Source organism: Gemella haemolysans, assembly GCF_901873445.1.
Classification (GTDB): domain Bacteria; phylum Bacillota; class Bacilli; order Staphylococcales; family Gemellaceae; genus Gemella; species Gemella haemolysans_C.
In genome coordinates, this window is record NZ_CABFLN010000004.1 from 1 (window position 1) to 20,503 (window position 20,503).

A 20,503-nucleotide genomic window follows, 5' to 3' on the forward strand; every position below is an offset into this window, starting at 1 on the left:
TGAATTCACAAAGATTAACAATCATGTTTGGGATTTTCTGGGCATTTGGATATGCGATATATACATTGTTTAACTTTATATGGAGTTTAGTACTAAATCACATGGGATATTCTTCATCAATCATATTCTATTTATTAGGAAGTGTTATCTATATTATTTTTGTTTTTACATTCCCAGAAACAAGACCGAAGAAATAAAAAAGAAATCTTTAGAGGTAAAAAATATCTCTAAAGATTTTTTATTATAGAAATTATGTTAATTAAAATGTAATTATTATGAATTGATTTTGTAATTTCCATGTTAGTTATATTTTAGTTAGAAAAAATATAATGTATAGTAATGCAAAGTAGTAGGGAATATATTAATTATATGGTATATTATCCTTAAAAGTATAAAAAAAAGGAGTAATAATATGAGTAAAATAAAGAAAACAGCTCTAATAGGAGTAGTAGGAGCATCTGCTTTGACTGCAGGATATTATACGTTTGTAAAACCTAATACACAAACCTTAAATACGACTTCTATACCACAAAATACAAATCAAGATATAAAGAAAAAAGAGAATAATAAAACGAGAACTGCAAGTAATACACCAGCGGTACAAAAAGAAGCTGTAACTTATAAAGATGGTACTTATACTGGAGCAGTAACAAAAACAAATAAAGGTGATTTCCAAGTAAGTGTTGTTGTTCAAAATGGGAAAATTTCTAATGTTAATGTACTTCTTCAACCGAATGAAGAGTTTTCACAAAGTATTAATAAAATAGCTTTACCTAAGTATGTTGAAGAAGCGATAGAAGCACAGAGTAGTGATATTGCATTAGTATCAGGAGCGTCTGAAACTTTTGAAGGATTCAAAGGTTCATTACAAGATGCATTAAATAAGGCTAAATAAGATGGTTAAGTATAAAACTTATGTTTTAAAAAGAATGAATATGCCTTTTACAATTGCTTTTGTAAAGAATAATTTTGATGAAACTTTAATAGAGGCATTGAATCAAGTTATCGATGAGATTGATAAATATTTGAAAAAAGTAGAAGAAAAGTTTTCACCATTTCTGCCTGATAGTTTGGTTAGTAGGCATACAGATTTAGGTGAAGTTTTACAAGAAAATTTTTTTGATTTAGAATATCAAGAAGTTTACAGTCGTTCAATTTTAGCTAAAAAAGAGACACGAGGCTTATTTAATCCATTTTTTGAAGGAAAATATAATCCGACAGGATTTGTTAAAGGTTGGGCTATAGAAAATGCTTTTATAAAATATTTAAAGCCCCTTATTGATAATAATATAATAGAAGCAGGCGCAATTAATGGAGCTGGAGATATGCAAGTGGGAACTAATACTGAAAGTGATTTTTATTGGGAAATAGGAATAGAAAATCCTGAAGATAGAGAGAAAATAATAGCTAGATACAGCATAAAAAATGGAGCGTTGGCAACATCGGGGATTAATAAAAAAGGACAGCATATTAAAAGTGAGAATGATATTGAGCATATCCAAGTTACAGTTATTGGAAGATACTTATCAGATGTAGATGTAATGGCAACAGTGGGTATAGTATCTAATAAAAATGTTTGGAGTGAAATTGTAGAAAAAAATAAGTTATCTGGAATTTTATTAACAAAAGAAGGAATTAAAAGAGTTTTTGAGGAAGGAAAAATAATAGATGTTGAGAGAACATAAATTCATATTTAATATGACTTGGTTAATAGTATTATTAACGATACCATTACCATTGATAATAACAGTAGGAAATGCTTTACCTGAAGTATATGGAAGCAGGGTATTAGCGATTAATTTAGGAGTATTTGCATATTCATGGATGCTTTCAGCAATATTCCTGTCAACTCAACCTAAATGGTTAGACAGAATAATAGGTTTACCTGATATGTATATAATTCATGGAGTAACAGCTATTTTTGCTGTGATCTTTATGTATTTACACGATCAACTTTTAAAATCGTCAGGACTTATAAAATTCACTGGTGAATGGTCAATGAACATATTTATCGCAATAGTTGCGTATTCTCTTGTTTTCATGGCTGGGTGGTTAACTTCAAGAATTAGTATTTTGATGACAATAAAGAAAATGTTAGAAAAAATTTTTAAACATGAATTATCTATGTGGATACATAGGCTTAATTTAGTAGCTGCGTTATTAGCTTTCTTACATATTATCTTGATACCATATATTAGAAGTATAGTTCCATTTACTATTTTAGTTATTATATATACTCTTGTAGCATTTGGAGCATATGGGTACTATGCGTATAACAAATACTTAAATATTCAAGTTGGAATTTTAAAAAATGTAAGAAAAGTAGATGCTAATATTACCGAATTAACAATAACTACTAGTAAAGCTATATTGAGAAAAATAGAAGCGGGAGATTTTGCATTTATTTCTTTCCCTAATGTAAAAGGAATGAAAGAACCGCATCCATTTTCTATTTTAAATATCCCAGAACGTGATGGGTATGTTCAAATGTCGATAGAAGGAGTAGGAGATTTCACGAAAAATCTATCTAATATAGAAGTTGGAGAAAAAGTTAATTTAACTAGAGGGTATGGAGTTCTAAGTTCAATGATAGAAAAATCTGATAAGAATGAAAAATTTGTTCTTATTGGAGGAGGAATTGGTGTCGTTCCTTTATTAGGTTTAGCAGATAAGTTTAATAATAAAGATATTACATTTTTATACACTGTAAAAAAAGATAAGAAATTATTATATCAAGAAAAATTTGAATTGTGGAATGAAAGAAGTAATTTTAAATCATATTGTCAAAATGGAAGATTTACATCAGATCAATTAAGTAAATATTTACCAATCGGTGATGAATATAATTATATTATTGCAGGCCCAATGGTGATGAATATTTTATATGAAAAACTATTAAAAGAAAAAGGGATAGGAAAAAATAGAATATTTTATGAAGGATTTAATTTCTAAAGTAGAAGTTCTAAAAGATAGTGGGAGTGACTCAGAAATCGATTTTTGAGTCACTCCCATTCTTTTAACTTTATCGTCTGCGATTATTTTGATTGGTACGAGTTGAGTTACTTATATTTGATCTAGAGTTTGTTTCTGATGAAGAAGAGGTATTAGCAGAAGATTGGCTTGTAGTTCGAGAAGTAGTTGAATTAGTTAATGAATTGAATACTTGAGTTAATGCTGAGCGATTTTCACGTTGTTTTTGAGCTAATGCAGCTTGATAAACAGCATCGCGATCACTGCCAGCATACATGTAATCAGTTTCTTTATTTCTTTCTTTAGTGTATTCAACTCCGTTTTTAGTCTCTATTCCAGCAGGTTTTTCAAATGCAGCGGGAACCTTGTTATCTGAAGCTTTTTTTAGAACATTAGCCATTATAACTTGGGTTGTTTTTGCTTGATTATAGGATAATGCTTTGGCGGCTGAGTCTACTACATCAGCGCCTTGCCAGACTGCAACAGTATAATCGGTTGTATAACCGATCATCCAACTATCTTTAGTTGAATTTACAACATCAATACCGTAGTTATAATAAGCAGAATCATCAAAGGTACTTGAACCAGATTTACCAGCCATCTCAAAGTTAGGGATTTTACCGTCAGGGGAAGTCCCATTATTAGTTAAAACACCTTTTAAGACATTCGTCATAAGATAAGCTGTTTCTTCTGACATTGCTTTCACAGGTTCAGATTTAATGTTTACTAATTCTTTACCATTAGGATTGAATACTTTTACAATAGTTGATGGTTTGTTATAGTAGCCTTTATTACCGAATGAAGCGAAGGCTCCAGCCATTTGTAAAGTTGAAACTCCATCAACATTACCACCGATTGCTGTTGTAGGTTCATCTTTAGTAACTGGAATTCCTAATCTTTCAGCGAAGAGTTTAGCTCGCTCATATCCGACAGATTCGAAGGCTCGTACTGCAGGAATGTTGTAAGACCAAGCTACCGCACGAGTCATAGGTACTGTTCCATGATAAATTCTATCCCAGTTTTGAATATAAAAATCAGTTCCGGCTATTTTATATGGTGTATCAGAAAATGTTGTTTGTGGATCCCATCCATAATATTCTATACCTGGCGCATAATCAATTAGAGGTTTAATCGAAGAACCAGGTTGTACTCTAGCATCAACAGCATAGTTATAGCCACCAGCTTTATAATTTTTCCCTCCACCAATAGCTTCAATAAGTCCAGTCTTAGTATCAAGAACAGAAATAGCAGCTTGAGATGCATGCGGTGTCATTGGATAAGATTGATTGTCTAACATATCTTGGACATACATTTGCAATTCAGGATTTAAGTTAGTATAAACTTTTAATCCCATAGATAGTGGATCTTTAACATTTTCAAAGCTTTTATTTTCTTTTAATTCTTTTGTAATTTGATCTATGTAAGCAGCAAACTTAGGATTATAAGTATGTTGATTAGCTCTTTCTTCTTTTGTCTTACTTACAATACCTTCAGTAATTGGAGTATTAACCGCATTATTATATTCATCTTCTGAAATTTTCCCATTACTTAAAAGTGCATATAACACTGTATCACGGCGTTCTTTAGCTTGTTCAGGATAATCATAAGGATTATATAATATTGGCTGTTGAGGAATCCCCGTTAAAAGAGCGACTTGAGGTAAAGTTAATTGATCTAATTCTTTGTTATAGAAATATTTAGCAGCTGTTTTTACCCCATATTGACCATCAGAGTAGTATATTTTGTTCATATACATTTCCAGTATGTCTTTTTTAGAAAATTTATTCTCTAGTTTTAGAGATAAGTATGCCTCTTGAATTTTACGTTGTAATGATTTATCTGACGTAAGTAATGAATTTTTTACTACTTGCTGTGTTATTGTACTGGCACCTTGTTGAGCAGAATTAGAACGTATGTTAATAAGAACTGCTTTAATAAGACGAATAGGATCAATCCCAAGGTGAGAATAGAATCTTGTATCCTCTGTTGAAAGAACTGCATCAGTTATATTTTTAGGAATATCTTCTAATGATACATATTCTCTTTTTTCAGCTCCAACAGTAGCGATTAAATTAAGATTTTTATCATAAATTTCTGATGATAAAGGATCTTGTAAGTTAGCCTGAGTAATATCAGGAACATCTCTTAATTCACGTGCAAATAGTATCATAACAACAAAGAATAATACTAAGCAGATAGAAAAAAAGATTGAACTTATATATTTAAATAAAGTTTTCATCTGTTATTAAAACTCACTTTCATTATTTTTTATAATATTTAAATAATCTAATCTTATTTTGTAGTTGAACGATAATTCAAATGCCGATTCTTCAAATTCACTAAGTTTTATTGATTTTCTTCCTCCGCTATTAGCTCGATTATGAAAGAATATAAAATTTTTGAAAGGTAAAATAAAGGTTCTATCTATTTTTTTAAAACGAACTATGATAAAAGTTATTCCACCGTGATTTAAAATTTTTTGCATGTGTTTTATCTGATGATCATGGATATTATTTAGAGAAAATGATGTGGCTGAATTAGTTTCTTTAGCCTCAAAATCAATATATTTTCCATTCCAAAGACCGTTGTAATCCGTAGTAGAAGGTGTTTTATAGAATGCTTTGGTAATCATAGCGCTTGATCTACTAGGATAATTAACTTCAACAATTTGAATAGGAATTGGCTTTTTATGAATGACGGCTATGTCATTATTTAAATAATATTTATTCGCGAAATTTATGTCTTCTTCAAGTTCCATACCTCGATTAGAATATTTAGTTTTTTGAATAAAATTACCTTTTTTATTAGGATAATTAAACATATATCCCTCCATAAATAATTATCTTATTTATTATACTATATTATTGAAAAAAATTAAATTACTAACAACTAAAAATATGATATTTTTGAAAAAATCTTGAAAAAGAAATAACATAAGATAAAGATTAAGAAGTGTTGATAAATTAATAATAATGAAAATCGCTATTAGTGTAGTAAAAAAGTTATATAACAGTATTAAATTTATGAGTAAGTATTTAATAAAAAATTACAATAGAAAGCGAAAACAACAATAATTATGGTTTTAAACGCAATATTTTAAAATTAATAACAAAATATTATGGATAAGTAATACAGTAATATATTTATAAAAAAGTGAAATTATTTGAAAAAAATCATAAGTTTTGTGGTATAATATAAGTGATTTTAAAAATGAGAGGTGGTATTGTTATGAGACAATCAAGAACATTTATTCCAACAACAAGAGAAGTACCATCCTCTGCAGAAGCAACAAGTCACAAGTTGCTTATTAGAGCGGGGATGGTGAAGCAGGTATCTGCAGGAGTTTATACTCATCTTCCCTTAGCTACTAAAGTAATTCAAAAAATTGAAAAAGTTATAAGAGAAGAACACGAAAAAATTGGTGCTGTAGAATTATTAATGCCAATTTTACAATCAGATGAATATTGGAAAAAATCTGGTCGATGGAACAAAATGGGAGACGAGTTAATTCGTGTTACAGATAGAAAAAATGCAGGATATGCATTAAGTCCAACTGCTGAAGAAATTATATGTCAAACAGTTAGTAACATGGTAACTTCATATAAACAACTTCCAGTAAACTTATACCAAATTCAAACTAAATTCCGTGATGAAATTCGTCCACGTTTAGGTTTATTACGTTGTAAAGAGTTCATCATGAAAGATGGTTATTCTTTCCACGATACACCAGAATCTTTAAGAGAAACTTATAAAGATTATTATCAAGCCTATAGTAATATTTTTGATAGATTTGAACTTAAATATCGTGCGGTAAAAGCTGACTCTGGAAATATCGGAGGAAGCTATACTCATGAGTTCCAAGCTTTAGCAGAAGTTGGAGAAGATACTATTGTGTATACTGAAGAGAGTGATTACGCAGCAAATATTGAAACTGCAGCCGTAGTTGAACAAAACTACACTATGCCTACAGGTTTTGAGAAAAAAGAGCGTAGTTTATTAGAAACTCCAAATCAACAAACTATCGATGAAATCGCTGCATACTGTGGTGTTGAAGTAAACCGTGCTATGAAAGCATTAGCTTTAAAAGCTGATGGAGAATTCTATTTAGTTCTTATGCGTGGTAACGATCAACTTAATGATATTAAATTCATGAAAGCTACAGGAACTTCTGAAGTAGAAATGGCAACTGAGCAAGAAATTGAAGAAGTTATGGGAAGTGTAGTAGGTTACATGGGACCATTTGGCATTAAAAACTGTAAAGTAATCGGTGATAATGCTATTAAATACATGTACAACCACAGCTGTGGAGCTAACAAAAAAGGATTCCATTACATTAATGTAAATCCAGGGGATTATGAAATCGATGCTCACTACGACCTTCGTATGATTGAAGAAGGAGATTTAGCTGAAGACTTATCAGGACCAGTTAAATTCGCTAAAGGTATCGAAGTAGGACAAGTGTTCGAACTTGGTAAAGGATACTCAGAATCTATGGACATTACTTACCTAGATGCTAATGGTCGTGCAAATCACTTCTATATGGGATGTTATGGAATTGGGGTAACACGTGTTATTTCAGCAATCATTGAACAACATAGTGATGACAAAGGAATTATCTGGCCTAAAGAAGTAGCTCCATATCAAGTTCACTTAGTATGTGTAGATGTTAAGAAAGAAGAACAAGTAAAACTTAGTGAAGAATTATACGCTAAGTTAACGGCTGCTGGATATGAAGTACTTTATGATGATAGAGCAGAACGTGCTGGAGTTAAATTTAACGATGCGGATTTAATCGGTATTCCATTACAAGTAGTTGTAGGTAAAAAAGCTGGAGAAGGAATCGTGGAAGTTAAAGAAAGAAAAACTTTAGAAAAAGTTGATACAGAAGTTGCTGATGTATTAGCTAAAGTAGAATCATTCTACAAATAATAAGAAAAAGTTAAAATAGTAAATACCAATTAAAAATAAATAGTTAATAGAAAATAACCATTTGTTTTTAGTTGGTATTTTTAGTATAATTTAAATAAGTGTAAAATTATATTGTATTGATAATTTATAATAATTTATTATTGAAAAGCTAATTCATTTTGTTAAATTAGAAATAAAATGAATGGATTTTTTTCGTTTAGTCGATAATTATTATAATAATTTGTCGATTTAGTAAACTATAGGAGGAAGCATGAGTAATAAACATTTTTCTTTATTGGTTAAAACATTAGAATTAGAAGAAAGATTAGCCGGCTCAGAACTTATTAATTTTTCTTTAGATAATATAGAAAAAGATAATAAAAATAAGACATGGACATTTAATTTCAGTGGTGAAACTTTGCCATTAGTAGATGAATTAACATTACTTATACAAAAACTACGAGAAAGTTTTATGGGTGATTACATAGTTAATTATCGGTTAAAAACAACTAATGTTGCAACTGATGAACAAATAAAAGAATTTTGGAAATATATAATATTAGAAAATTTCTCGGAAATATCTCAAGTTCTATTAGAGAGTATTTTATTTAGTGAAATAGATGTAAACAACAATGTTTTAACTATGAAGATAATGGCTCCATCTATTTGGAATAATTTTATTAATGAGAGAAAACAACAGATAATAAGTAGTTATTCTAACATTGGTATTTTAATTAAAGATATAATTCCTAATTTTTCTAAAACTGATGTAGAAGCGGTGTTAGAAAGTCAGGAAGAGAAAATTTCCCAGGAAATCGTAAAACTAGAAGAAATTGATAAGAAAAATGCGGAAAGAAAACCAAAAGAACCTGAGAAAAAATTTGTTGCTTTTGGTGGAGGCGGTGGAACTCGTTATGGACAAGAAATTCGTGATGAAGATATTGTGGAGATTAAGGACGTTATTGGTTATGCTGGCGATGTAACAATAATGGCTCAAGTTTTTGGAACTGAAGAAATTGTTCATAGAAATGGTTCAAGCCAATACCGCTTAAAACTTACTGACTACAGTGATTCTATTATATTAAGACTATTTGGTAATAATCCTAATTCTAAGTTTCAAAATAAAAGAAGAAATGAACTTACCGATTTAGTAAAAGGAATAAAAAAAGGGCAATGGCTTAAGATTCATGGAAGTGTTAGTAATGATCCATATTTAAGAGATACAATTATAGAACCGAAGTCCATTGAAGTTGCTCACAAAGATGAAAAAAAAGATAATTATAGTGGTAAAAAGAGAATAGAGTTAAATACCCATACAAAAATGAGTCAACTAGAAGGTATTTCTTCTGCGAAAGAATATATAGCTAGGGCTATGGATTGGGGACACGAAGCTATTGCTTTCACTGATACATATGGAGTTCAAGCATATCCAGAAATTTGTCTAAGTTCAAAAGGGAAAGATATTAAACCTATTTATGGTCTTAATGCTTTTATTATGGATGATAGCATTACTGCTACAACTAACCCAAAGAACCTTAAATTAAAAGATGCTACTTATGTTGTATTTGACGTTGAGACTACAGGTCTTTCTGCTGAACGTGATAGATTAATAGAGATTGCTGCTGTTAAGGTGAAAAATGGAGCTGAAATAGATAGCTTTGAAAGTTACATTAATCCTCAAAGACCTATTTCAGAATTAATTACAAGATTAACTAGTATTACTAATGATGATGTTAGAGATGCTCCATTAGAAAAAGAAGTCATGACTAACTTTTATAATTGGTTAGATAAAGATGACATATTAGTAGCCCACAATGCGAAGTTTGATCTAGGCTTCTTAGATACATGTTTTGAGCGACTAGGATTAGAGAATAGAAATAATGCTAGTATAGATACGTTATTTGTCTCTCGTGCTGAAAATAAAGAAGCGAAAAGACATGGTCTTAGTAATTTAGCTAAACTATACAAAGTACGTTTAGTGCAACACCACAGAGCGATTTATGATACTAAAGCTACTGCAGAGATTTTTGTGAAAATGTTAGATCAATTGTATGAACTTGGCATTGAATATCATGATGAGATTGACGAAAAGATTGATTTAGAACTTGCACATAAACGCTCTAGAACTTTTCCATGTTCAATTTTAGTTAAGAATGCAAAAGGATTGAAAGATTTATTTAGATTAGTGTCTTATAGTTGTACTAAATATTTAAATTCAGCTAAGCCTACAATTCCACGTAGTTTATTAGAACAATATCGTGAAGATTTATTAATCGGTAGTGGTAATGGTGATAATGAAGTATTTGAAGAATTATTAAACTCAAAAGAAGCTAAGGTGGAGAATATAATTGATTTTTATGATTATATTGAGATTCAACCTAAGCATCATTATGCTAATTTCATAAGAAATGAAAGGATATCAGATAATGCAGAATTAGAAGAAATCCTGAAAAAATTAATAAAATTAGCTGATAAAAAAGAAAAAATTGTCGTAGCAACAGGGGATTGTTATTATTTAGATGAATATCAACATGTTTATCGCCAAATATTAAGGCTTACGGTGAAAAGTAATCCTGGAGCACGGGATTTAAAACCCATGGCAACATTTTTAACAACTGAAGAGATGTTAAAAGAATTTTCTTATCTTGATGAACAATTAAGAGAAGAAATAGTTATAGAAAATACTCATAAAATTAACGATATGATTGAGTTAGTAGTTCCGTTAAAAGATAAGTTATATACACCAAATATTGAAGGGGCAGCAGATGAAGTTCGTAATCTAAGTTATGATATGGCTCATAAAATATATGGGGAACAGTTGCCAGAAATAGTAGAGAAAAGATTAGAAAAAGAACTTGCATCTATTATTGGTAATGGATTCAGTGTAGTATATTTAATTTCACATAAGCTAGTTAAGAAATCACTTGATGATGGATATCTTGTAGGATCAAGGGGGTCTGTTGGTTCATCATTAGTTGCGACAATGATGGAGATTACAGAGGTTAACCCATTAGCTCCGCATTATGTTTGTCCAAAATGTAAACAAAGTGAATTTTTCCTAAATGCAGAATATGCTTCAGGATTTGACCTTCCGAATAAAAATTGTCCTCACTGTGATGTGAAGATGATTAAAGATGGTCAGGATATTCCGTTTGAGACTTTCCTAGGATTTAATGGGGATAAAGTACCCGACATAGATTTAAACTTCTCTGGAGAATATCAAGCTACGGCACATAACTTTACGAAAGAAATTTTTGGTGAGGATTACGTATATCGTGCGGGAACGATTTCGACAGTTGCTGAAAAGACGGCTTATTCATTTACTAGAGATTATTATGAGAAAAATGAAATAGAGAAGAGAAGTATAGATATAGAACGTATTGCAGCAGGATGTGAAGGCTCTAAGAGAACGACAGGTCAACACCCTGGAGGGATACTAGTTGTTCCAAATGATATGGACATTTTTGACTTTACACCGTACCAATTCCCGGCGGATGATGAAACGAGTCCATGGCGAACTACTCACTTCGATTTCCATTCTATCCATGATAATATCTTAAAATTCGATATACTTGGACACGATGATCCGACTATGATAAGAAAACTTCAAGATTTATCAGGAATAGACCCTAAGACAATTGACGTATCTGATCCTGAAGTAATGGGTATTTTTTCAACAGTTGAGGCACTAGGTGTAACTAGAGATCAAGTGGATTCAGCAAGTGGAACTTTTGGAATACCTGAATTTGGAACAAACTTTGTTATTCAAATGTTAGATGATACGAAGCCGACCACATATTCGGAGTTAGTTCAGATATCTGGATTATCTCATGGTACCGATGTTTGGTTAGGCAATGCACAAGAATTAATCAAAAATGGTACATGTGAACTTAAAGATGTAATTGGATGTCGTGATGACATCATGGTATACTTAATACATGCTGGACTAGAAGAAGGTTTATCTTTCAAAATAATGGAAAGTGTTAGGAAAGGTAAAGGTCTTACTGAAGATTTTGAAAAAGAAATGATCAATAATAATGTACCAGAATGGTATATCGATTCATGTAAAAAAATCAAATATATGTTCCCTAAGGCCCACGCCTGTGCGTACGTGTTAATGGCCTTAAGAATTGCATGGTTTAAAGTACATCAACCACTTACATACTATTGTGCTTATTACTCAGTTAGAGCAAGTGATTTCGATATTATAACGGTTGTTAAGGGAGCAGAAACATTAAAAGCAAAAATTAAAGAAATAAAAACTACAGATAAGAATGAATTATCGAATAAAGATAAAGATGCTTTAGTAAGTTATGAGATAGCTAATGAAATGATGGAACGTGGTTTTACATTCTCAAAAGTTGATTTAGAAAAATCAGCAAGCCATGATTATATCATTGAAGGAAATACTTTAATTCCACCATTTTCAATAGTGCCTGGGCTTGGAGATAACGTAGCGAATAAAATAGTTCAAGCGAGAGAAGAAAAATCGTTCCTTTCAATTGAAGACTTTTCGAAACGAGGAAGTGTTTCATCTACAGTAGTAGAGTATTTAAGAGAGATGGGAACATTAAAAGGCCTGCCTGAAAAAGCTCAATTATCTTTCTTTGATGAGTTATAATTGATAGTTTTATTCATTAGTAATGTAGTAAGGTAAATAAAGAAGTGTTATTCTACAGAATTATAAAATCATAAAAAGTATTTTTTATGAAATTATCCTTTTTTGTAGAATAACTTTTTTAGAATTAGATTTTTAAATGATAGAAGATAATAATTATTCATTTATGTAACTTAAATTAGTTTTTCATTATTTGATAATACAAACTATATTTTTTAATAAAATAAATATTAAAATAATTATTCAAACTTTATTTATTTATTAATTTGTGGTAGTATTATATGTGATATAAAATGTAAATATAGAGATGGAGGAAACAACTTGGAAAAAATAGTTGTTAAAGGTGGAACACCTTTAATAGGAGAAGTACAAGTTTCTGGTGCGAAGAATGCTGCTTTACCAATATTAGCAGCTGGATTATTAGCAACAGAGGGTACAAGTAAATTTTATAACGTTCCTAAGTTATCAGATATTAAAACAATCGGATTGTTATTTGAGAGTCTAGGAGTGAAAATAGATTATAGACCTGATGAAAATACATTGGAAATGGATGCTAGAAATCCATTATTAACAGAGGCTTCTTTTGAATTTGTTAGTAAGATGCGTGCATCATTTTTAGTTTTAGGTCCAATGTTAGCACGTGAAGGAAGTGCTAAAGTAGCAATGCCAGGAGGATGTTCAATTGGAAGTAGACCGATTGATCAACATTTAAAAGGATTTGAAGCACTAGGTGCAACAATTATTCAAGATGCAGGTTTTGTAGAAGCTCGTGCAGAAAAAGAATTAGAAGGAACAACTATCTTTTTTGATTTCCCAAGTGTAGGAGGAACTCAAAACGTAATTATGGCTAGTTGTTTAGCAAAAGGAAAAACTACAATTGTTAATGCTGCACAAGAACCAGAAATCGAAGATATGATTAACTTCTTAATTAAAATGGGAGCTAAAATCGAAGGGAAAGGAACTTCTGTTTTAGTTGTAGAAGGTGTTAATAAATTAGTAGGTACAGAATACTCAGTGATGCCAGACCGTGTAGAAGCGGCAACATACATGATTGCAGCTGCAGCAACTAAAGGAGATGTTCTTATTAAAGGAGCTCCATACAAAGATAATGTTGCTTTAGTGAGCAAAATGAGAGAAATGGGAGTTAACATTGAAATAGTAGATGAAAACTCTATGCGTGTAAGTAATAAATTAGATAGTTTAAAACCGGTAGATGTTAAAACTCTACCACATCCAGGTTTCTTAACTGATATGCAATCTATTATGTGTGTTCTAACACTTTTAGCAGATGGTACTAGTACAATTACAGAAACAGTTTTTGAAAATAGATTCATGCACGTAGAAGAACTACGTAGAATGAATGCTAAAATCAGAATAGAAGGTAGAAGTTCACTAATTGAAGGATTACCTCATTTAGAAGGAACAACTGTAAGAGCAACAGATTTACGTTCTGGAGCAGCATTAGTTATTGCGGGATTAATGGCAACAGGAACTACTAAAGTTATTGACATTTATCATATTGATAGAGGATATGTTGACATCGAAGAAAAAATGAGAAAATTAGGTGCAGATATTCAAAGAGTAGACGAGTAGGATTTCATTATGAAACTAAATGATAAGTTAAAAAGATACTTGCGTAATATAGCCTTAATGATAATTATATTTTATATTGGATTATTACTAGGCTACACAATTTTAGGTAAGGGAAGTTTATTTGACGCTTTAAGCTTAAAGCCGATAAGACATATTAAAGATATTATATACAATTAGGAGGAAATGAAGATGGCAAATGATTTATTTGTAGAACTTCAACAAAAATTAGAAGGGAAAAAAGTACGTATCGTACTTCCAGAAGCATACGATGAGCGTGTATTAGAAGCGGCTGTTAAATTAGGCGCTACTAGTTATGTTCAACCTGTGTTAGTTGGAAAAAAAGAAAAAGTAGAAGAGATTGCTAAAGGATTATCTTTAGATGTTTCTAATTTGGAAGTTATTGATCACGAAAACTACGAAAAATTAGAAGAATTAGTTGCTAAGTTTGTAGAGCGTCGTGCAGGAAAAGTAACTGAAGAAAAAGCTCGTGAATTATTAAAAGATGTTAACTACTTTGGAACTATGTTAGTATATACAGGTGAAGTTGAAGGATTAGTATCTGGAGCAATTCACTCTACTGGAGATACTGTTCGTCCAGCGTTACAAATAATAAAAACTAAACCAGGTACAAAACGTACAAGTGGTGCATTCATTATGAGTAAAGAAGACAAACGTTATGTATTTGCTGATTGTGCGATAAACCCAACATTAGATGCAGAAGGTTTAGCTGAAATCGCAATTGAAAGTGCAAGAACAGCTAAAAGCTTTAACGTTGATCCAAAAGTAGCAATGTTAAGTTTCTCTACTTTAGGTTCAGCTGTTACTGAAGATACTACGAAAGTGGCAGAAGCTACTAAATTAGTTAAACAAAATGCACCTGAATTGGCGGTAGAGGGTGAATTACAATTTGATGCTGCAGTTGTACCTTCAGTTGCTAAATTAAAAGCTCCTAATTCAAAAGTACAAGGAGATGCTAATGTATTTGTGTTCCCAAGCCTAGAAGCTGGTAATATTGGATACAAAATTGCACAACGTTTAGGTGGGTTTGAAGCTGTAGGACCAATCTTACAAGGGTTAAACGCTCCTGTGAATGACCTATCTCGTGGATGTAATGCGGAAGATGTATATAAACTTTCATTAATTACAGCTGTTCAAGCTTTAGAAAAATAAGATTTTAATAAAGAGGTTGACTTTGGTTAACCTCTTTTTCTTTATAGCATAATTTGATATTGTTTTTTTTATTTGATATAATTAAGTAAAGGATATTGGCTACATTTATTGAGATAAATACTGTTCATATGTACAAAAATAAAAGGGGAAATTAATAAAAAATAGGTTATTAAAATTTAAAAGGAGAGGTTTTAGTAGTAATTCATTTTTTAATTGTGTTAGGAATAGTATTGTGATAAAGTGGTGAAAAAGGAGATGTGAATTATGGATTTTGTAGATTTTTTTAGTAAGGCAATTTCTAGTCCGATTGCAAGTGCTATTGGCTTTGTTCTATTTTTATGTATAGTCTATGTTTCTGTAGACTTTATACGAAAAGGATTAAAAAAATAGAACAAATAATTTTAATAGATGTTAGAAATAGTAAATTCGATAAGAGTTAGAGTTTTCTATTATTCAGATGTATTTAGTTGATTTTTTGAATATATAAAAGATATGTGGGAGTAACTTTGTATTAGTGATTTTTATAGAATCATAAAATATAGGGTTACTTCCTTTTTAGTCTTTATAATTGCATTTATACCAACTTATATGGTATTATATAATGATGTATAAATATGGAGGTAAACATGGTTGCGATAGAATCAAAAGATGACTTATACGTTATAGATTTGTTAGAAGACTTTGATGAATTTTACTTAGAATTAGAAAAATTCGCTGAAGAAAATAGAGTTCCAATAATTGATAAAATAGGAATAAGATTTTTAATTCAAATGTTAAAAATAAAAAAGGCAAAGAATCTATTGGAAATTGGTACAGCAATTGGATATACATCTATTAAACTTGCTGAAACAATAGGATGTAATGTTACTACTATTGAACGTGATGATAAGATGTATAATATTGCTAAAAGTAATGTAGAAAAACGAAATCTTACTGATAAAATAACACTTCTTCATGCGGATGCCTTAGAACTACAAGATGAAGTAGTAAAAAATGCACCGTATGACATTGTTTTTATTGATGGTGCTAAAAGTCAAAGTAGAAAGTTTTTTGAACTGTATGAACCATATTTTGCTGAAGATGTTGTAGTCTTAACTGATAATGTTCTATTTAAAGGAATGGTAGCAGATCCTAGTATTATTAGACATAGTAGAGATTTAAAACAACTTTCAAGAAAGATAAATAACTATAATGAGTGGTTGTTAAACCATGAAAATTATGAGAGTGTCATTTTACCATTTGGAGATGGAATAGCAATAACAACTAGAAAATAAAGGAGTATATGTTAATGAAAAAATTTAATATTTTTATAATTGGATACTTTATCTTCTTATTTTTATTATTTATTATAAATGCTATATTAGAAGCTAGTACGGATTATGCGTTAATAATTGTATATTATCCATACTTAGACTATATAGCCGTATTATTAATTATTATAAAAGGCTGGGAAATGCTCATTAGGAGAATGAACACTTTTGGTAGTAATTCTTTAGCTTCATTATTTGGTAAATTTATTATTATAGGTATAGGTTTATTTGCTACTCTTTGGATTTTTGTAATGGTTTTATTTTTCGGAGGTTATGCTTCATCTAAAAAATATGAGGATTTAAACTTGCTAGCATATGATTCACCTAATAAGTTAAATAAGACTGAGTATATAGTAATAGAAAGAGGCGCTTTTGCAGCAACAATAAATTATTATCATGAAAGACATAATTTATTTTTAATGAAGAAAAAAGAGAGTTATTCTCATAAAATTTAATTAACGAGAGGATTTAAAATGACTGTAGAGTTAGTAGTAACACCGAAAAGTATTGATCATATTTATGAACTGATAAATGTAGGAGCTGATAGTTTCGTTATTGGTGAAGAAAAATATGGATTACGTCTTGCTGGTGAATTTAAAAGAGACGAATTAAAAAAAGCTATCGAGATTATTCACCAAGCAGGGAAAAAGGCATATGTTAGTGTAAATGCAATATTCCATAATGAGCATATAGATGACCTAGTTGATTATTTACATTATTTATCAACACTAAATGTAGATGCTCTAATATATGGAGAACCAACAATTATAACAATTTTAAGAGAAGAAAATCTTGATTTTAAACTTCAATGGGATCCACATACGCTAGCGACAAATTCATTCTCTTGTAATTACTGGGGGAAACGTGGAGCGTATAGAACTTGTCTATCAAAAGAATTAACTATTGATGAAATTCTTGAAATTACAGGAAAAAGTGAATATGAGATTGAAGTACAAGTTCAGGGGATGCTTTGTATGTTCCAATCTGTAAGAAAATTGGTGGATAACTATTTTATGTATAGTGGTAAAGAGAAGTATATTGAAGAATATAGTAATTCTAAGAAACTATTCCTATACAGTCAAGATAGAAATGAACGCTATCCAATTTTTGAGGATTCGAATGGGACGCACATCATGAGTGCAAATGATATCTGTGCTATTGAAGAATTAGATCGTCTAATCGAAGCAGGGGTAACTGCATTTAAGATTGAAGGTGTTTTAAAAGATGAAGATTACATCACAGAGGTTGTAACTATTTATCGTGATGCTATTGATCTTTATTATGAAGATAAAGAGGCATACGAAGATGAAAAACAAGATTTCTATAACGATATAGAAAGAATTAAACCAAAATATAGAGAAGTAGACTTAGGATTCTTCTATAAGAAAACTATGTACTAGTATATTCTTGAATTTTATAAAAGGATAAGGTTTCCTATGTAAAACCTAATAAAAAAGACAAGGAGGATGGGTCATACTTGAATGTGACCTAAACTTATGGCAATACCAAATATTTCAGAAATTAGAGACGGCAAGAGAGTAATAACAAAAAAACCAGAATTACTGCTTCCTGCAGGAAACTTAGAAAAATTAAAAATAGCTATTCACTACGGAGCAGATGCTGTGTTCTTAGGTGGACAGGAGTTTGGACTTCGTAGTAACGCAGATAACTTTACAATCGAAGAGATAAAAGAAGGTTGTGAATTTGCTGCAAAATATGGAGCAGATATTTATGTAACAGCGAATATTATCGCGCACGATGAAAACTTTGAAGGATTAGATGAATTTTTAATGGCACTTCAAGATGCAGGTGTTCGAGGAATAATCGTAGCGGATCCATACATTATCGAAAGATGTAAAGCTGTCGCTCCGAATGTAGAAGTCCATATCAGTACTCAACAATCTATCTCAAACTATAAAGAAGTTAGATATTGGGAAAGTGAAGGAGTACACCGTGTTGTATTAGCACGTGAAACAGGATATGAGGAAATAAAAGAAATCCGTGAAAAAACAGATGTTGAGATTGAAATGTTTGTACACGGAGCAATGTGTATAGCATATTCAGGACGTTGTACTTTAAGTAACTATATGACAGCTCGTGACAGTAACCGTGGAGGTTGTTGTCAATCATGTCGTTGGAATTATGACCTTTATGAAGAAGGAACTGATGAAGATACTAGGTTATTCGATGAAGGTGCAAATCCATATGCAATGAGCCCTAAAGATTTAACTTTAATTGAAGCAGTACCAGAAATTATTGAGTTAGGTATAGATTCATTAAAAGTTGAAGGGCGAATGAAATCTATTCACTATGTTGCGACAGTTGCAAGTGTGTATAGAAAACTAATTGACGATTATTGTGCAGATCCAGATAACTTTGAGATGACACCGGAATATAAATTAGAATTATATAAATGTGCTAACCGTGATACAGCGATGTCATTCTTCTATGAAATACCTAAGTATTCTGAACAAATGTTTGGGAATGAGGGTGGTAAGAAAACAAATTATGATTTCGTTGGACAAGTTCTTCATTATGATGAAGAAACTCAAATCGCAACAATTCAACAACGTAACTTCTTTAAAACAGGTCAAGAAGTTGAATTCTTTGGACCAGAGATTGATACGTTTAGACAAGTTATCGGTGAAATTTATGATGAAGATGGTGAATTGTTAGATGCAGCAAGACATCCACTTCAAATTATTAGAACAAAATTAGACTCTAGAGTATTTAAAAGCAATATGATGCGAAAGGAAATGGGACGATAATGACTACAAAACGACCAAAAATTATCGGTATTGTTGGAGGAAGCGGTAGTGGTAAAACTACTGTTACTAAAAGAATTATAGACGAGTTAACTCAAGATAAAGTTGCTTTAATTGAGCAAGATTATTATTATAAAGACCAAAGTCACATGACAATGGATGAGAGAGTTAAGACAAATTATGATCATCCTAGCGCTTTTGATAATGAATTACTTTATAATCATTTATTAGAATTAATTGAGGGGAAAGCAGTTGAACTTCCTGTATATGATTATGTAAATCATACTCGTAGTAAAGAACAAAAACACCAAGAACCTAAAGATGTAATTATTATTGAAGGGATGTTTGGTCTATATTCAGAAAAACTACGTGAGTTAATGGATATTAAAATTTTCGTTGACACGCCAAGTGATCTGCGTATTCTAAGACGATTATTACGTGATATTAATGAACGTGGAAGAACTGTAGAATCAGTAATTAATCAATATTTAGTGTCTGTTAGACCAATGCATGAAAAATATATTAAACCAACTAAACAATATGCAGATATTATTGTTCCTGATGGTGGATATAACGATATAGCGATTGATATTTTAATAACAAAAATTAAATCGCTACTAGCAAAATAAGAAAAAAAAAGATATAATATAGAGTAGACTAAAAAAAGGAGTACCACTATGGCTTTAGAAGAAAAATTAGAATATCAAATGACCCAAGAAGGTTATGACAAACTTGTTGAAGAATTAGAACATTATAAAAAAGTAAAACGTCCAGAAGTAATTGAAAAAATTAAAATTGCACGTAGTTTCGGGGACTTATCTGAGAACTCTGAGTACGATGCAGCAAAAGATGAACAAGGATTTATCGAACAAAGAATTCTAGAAATGGAACAAATGATTCGTTATGCTGTTATTATCGAATTAGATGAAAAATCAAGTGCAATTCGTCTTGGTAACACAGTAACTTATCAAGAATTACCAGATGGTTTAACAGAAACTTATAAAATCGTAGGTAGTGCGGAAGCTAATCCATTCGAATACAAAATTTCAAATGAATCTCCAGTAGCACAAGCTTTATTAGGAAAAGAAGTCGGAGATGTAGCAAAAGTTTCATTACCAACAGGTCCAGAAGATTCAATGGATATCAAAATTTTAGCGGTAGAATAGTAC

Annotated in this window: 17 protein-coding genes and 1 pseudogene; 16 read left to right on the plus strand and 2 right to left on the minus strand. The window is 30.8% G+C overall.

Going from position 1 to position 20,503, the window contains the following annotated elements:
• The 4 genes and pseudogenes from JX287_RS00585 to JX287_RS00600 form a co-directional block, all read left to right on the plus strand.
• Nucleotides 1-197, plus strand: a pseudogene (locus tag JX287_RS00585) (MFS transporter); the annotation flags it as partial.
• A gap of 215 nt (nucleotides 198-412) precedes the next feature.
• Complete coding sequence (locus JX287_RS00590) at nucleotides 413-895, plus strand: FMN-binding protein (protein ID WP_204641301.1); 483 nt, start codon at nucleotides 413-415, stop codon at nucleotides 893-895.
• 1 nt (nucleotide 896) lies between these two features.
• Complete coding sequence (locus JX287_RS00595) at nucleotides 897-1,685, plus strand: FAD:protein FMN transferase (protein WP_204641302.1); 789 nt, start codon at nucleotides 897-899, stop codon at nucleotides 1,683-1,685.
• A 13-nt stretch (nucleotides 1,686-1,698) separates the two neighbouring features.
• On the plus strand, nucleotides 1,699-2,952 hold the full coding sequence (locus JX287_RS00600) for an iron reductase (RefSeq protein ID WP_239650294.1): 1,254 nt from the start codon (nucleotides 1,699-1,701) through the stop codon (nucleotides 2,950-2,952).
• A gap of 70 nt (nucleotides 2,953-3,022) precedes the next feature.
• On the opposite strand, the gene JX287_RS00605 is transcribed toward JX287_RS00600, so the two are convergent.
• Nucleotides 3,023-5,209: a transglycosylase domain-containing protein gene (locus tag JX287_RS00605; protein WP_204641304.1), complete on the minus strand. Its 2,187-nt coding sequence runs from the start codon at nucleotides 5,207-5,209 to the stop codon at nucleotides 3,023-3,025.
• Between the two features lie 6 nt (nucleotides 5,210-5,215).
• Complete coding sequence (recU, locus tag JX287_RS00610) at nucleotides 5,216-5,791, minus strand: Holliday junction resolvase RecU (protein ID WP_204641305.1); 576 nt, start codon at nucleotides 5,789-5,791, stop codon at nucleotides 5,216-5,218.
• A 407-nt stretch (nucleotides 5,792-6,198) separates the two neighbouring features.
• Here recU and JX287_RS00615 point away from each other — a divergent pair, with 407 nt between their 5' ends.
• The 12 genes from JX287_RS00615 to greA all read left to right on the plus strand — a co-directional run bounded on the left by JX287_RS00615 (nucleotide 6,199) and on the right by greA (nucleotide 20,500).
• A complete protein-coding gene (locus tag JX287_RS00615) occupies nucleotides 6,199-7,899 on the plus strand; it encodes a proline--tRNA ligase (protein ID WP_204641306.1) in 1,701 nt (566 codons plus the stop codon).
• Nucleotides 7,900-8,149: 250 nt separating this feature from the next.
• Nucleotides 8,150-12,499 carry a PolC-type DNA polymerase III gene (locus JX287_RS00620; protein ID WP_204641307.1) on the plus strand — a complete coding sequence of 1,450 codons (4,350 nt, stop codon included), beginning with the start codon at nucleotides 8,150-8,152 and terminating at the stop codon, nucleotides 12,497-12,499.
• A gap of 318 nt (nucleotides 12,500-12,817) precedes the next feature.
• Entirely contained in the window at nucleotides 12,818-14,089 is a 1,272-nt protein-coding gene (gene murA, locus JX287_RS00625) for a UDP-N-acetylglucosamine 1-carboxyvinyltransferase (RefSeq protein ID WP_204641308.1), read from the plus strand.
• A 57-nt stretch (nucleotides 14,090-14,146) separates the two neighbouring features.
• Nucleotides 14,147-14,266 (plus strand): DNA-directed RNA polymerase subunit beta, encoded by a 120-nt coding sequence (locus JX287_RS00630; protein WP_224207478.1) that lies wholly within the window; start codon nucleotides 14,147-14,149, stop codon nucleotides 14,264-14,266.
• Nucleotides 14,267-14,278: 12 nt separating this feature from the next.
• Nucleotides 14,279-15,259 carry a phosphate acetyltransferase gene (pta, locus tag JX287_RS00635; protein ID WP_204641310.1) on the plus strand — a complete coding sequence of 327 codons (981 nt, stop codon included), beginning with the start codon at nucleotides 14,279-14,281 and terminating at the stop codon, nucleotides 15,257-15,259.
• Between the two features lie 264 nt (nucleotides 15,260-15,523).
• On the plus strand, nucleotides 15,524-15,649 hold the full coding sequence (locus JX287_RS09015; protein WP_275576614.1) for a hypothetical protein: 126 nt from the start codon (nucleotides 15,524-15,526) through the stop codon (nucleotides 15,647-15,649).
• 236 nt (nucleotides 15,650-15,885) lie between these two features.
• Nucleotides 15,886-16,533, plus strand: coding sequence for an O-methyltransferase (locus tag JX287_RS00640; RefSeq protein WP_204641311.1), 648 nt, complete (start codon nucleotides 15,886-15,888; stop codon nucleotides 16,531-16,533).
• Between the two features lie 14 nt (nucleotides 16,534-16,547).
• Entirely contained in the window at nucleotides 16,548-17,024 is a 477-nt protein-coding gene (locus tag JX287_RS00645; protein ID WP_204641312.1) for a hypothetical protein, read from the plus strand.
• A gap of 18 nt (nucleotides 17,025-17,042) precedes the next feature.
• Nucleotides 17,043-17,969: a peptidase U32 family protein gene (locus tag JX287_RS00650; RefSeq protein WP_204641313.1), complete on the plus strand. Its 927-nt coding sequence runs from the start codon at nucleotides 17,043-17,045 to the stop codon at nucleotides 17,967-17,969.
• A gap of 96 nt (nucleotides 17,970-18,065) precedes the next feature.
• Nucleotides 18,066-19,337, plus strand: a complete 1,272-nt coding sequence (locus JX287_RS00655; RefSeq protein WP_204641314.1) for a peptidase U32 family protein — start codon at nucleotides 18,066-18,068, stop codon at nucleotides 19,335-19,337.
• A complete protein-coding gene (udk, locus tag JX287_RS00660; RefSeq protein ID WP_003146783.1) occupies nucleotides 19,337-19,963 on the plus strand; it encodes a uridine kinase in 627 nt (208 codons plus the stop codon). The genes JX287_RS00655 and udk overlap by 1 nt, the downstream gene beginning before the upstream one ends.
• Nucleotides 19,964-20,011: 48 nt before the next feature.
• The gene (gene greA, locus JX287_RS00665) at nucleotides 20,012-20,500 is read left to right on the plus strand and encodes a transcription elongation factor GreA (RefSeq protein WP_048802056.1); all 489 of its coding nucleotides are present in this window, start codon (nucleotides 20,012-20,014) and stop codon (nucleotides 20,498-20,500) included.
• Nucleotides 20,501-20,503 lie beyond the last annotated feature (3 nt).

Bases quoted from the DNA above. Each gene is read 5' to 3' on its own strand.
- JX287_RS00590 (WP_204641301.1), top strand. From the start codon at position 413: ATGAGTAAAATAAAGAAAACAGCTCTAATAGGAGTAGTAGGAGCATCT.
- JX287_RS00595 (WP_204641302.1), top strand. From the start codon at position 897: ATGGTTAAGTATAAAACTTATGTTTTAAAAAGAATGAATATGCCTTTT.
- JX287_RS00600 (WP_239650294.1), top strand. From the start codon at position 1,699: ATGACTTGGTTAATAGTATTATTAACGATACCATTACCATTGATAATA.
- JX287_RS00605 (WP_204641304.1), bottom strand. From the start codon at position 5,209: ATGAAAACTTTATTTAAATATATAAGTTCAATCTTTTTTTCTATCTGC.
- recU (WP_204641305.1), bottom strand. From the start codon at position 5,791: ATGTTTAATTATCCTAATAAAAAAGGTAATTTTATTCAAAAAACTAAA.
- JX287_RS00615 (WP_204641306.1), top strand. From the start codon at position 6,199: ATGAGACAATCAAGAACATTTATTCCAACAACAAGAGAAGTACCATCC.
- JX287_RS00620 (WP_204641307.1), top strand. From the start codon at position 8,150: ATGAGTAATAAACATTTTTCTTTATTGGTTAAAACATTAGAATTAGAA.
- JX287_RS00630 (WP_224207478.1), top strand. From the start codon at position 14,147: ATGATAATTATATTTTATATTGGATTATTACTAGGCTACACAATTTTA.
- pta (WP_204641310.1), top strand. From the start codon at position 14,279: ATGGCAAATGATTTATTTGTAGAACTTCAACAAAAATTAGAAGGGAAA.
- JX287_RS09015 (WP_275576614.1), top strand. From the start codon at position 15,524: ATGGATTTTGTAGATTTTTTTAGTAAGGCAATTTCTAGTCCGATTGCA.
- JX287_RS00640 (WP_204641311.1), top strand. From the start codon at position 15,886: ATGGTTGCGATAGAATCAAAAGATGACTTATACGTTATAGATTTGTTA.
- JX287_RS00645 (WP_204641312.1), top strand. From the start codon at position 16,548: ATGAAAAAATTTAATATTTTTATAATTGGATACTTTATCTTCTTATTT.
- JX287_RS00650 (WP_204641313.1), top strand. From the start codon at position 17,043: ATGACTGTAGAGTTAGTAGTAACACCGAAAAGTATTGATCATATTTAT.
- JX287_RS00655 (WP_204641314.1), top strand. From the start codon at position 18,066: ATGGCAATACCAAATATTTCAGAAATTAGAGACGGCAAGAGAGTAATA.
- udk (WP_003146783.1), top strand. From the start codon at position 19,337: ATGACTACAAAACGACCAAAAATTATCGGTATTGTTGGAGGAAGCGGT.
- greA (WP_048802056.1), top strand. From the start codon at position 20,012: ATGGCTTTAGAAGAAAAATTAGAATATCAAATGACCCAAGAAGGTTAT.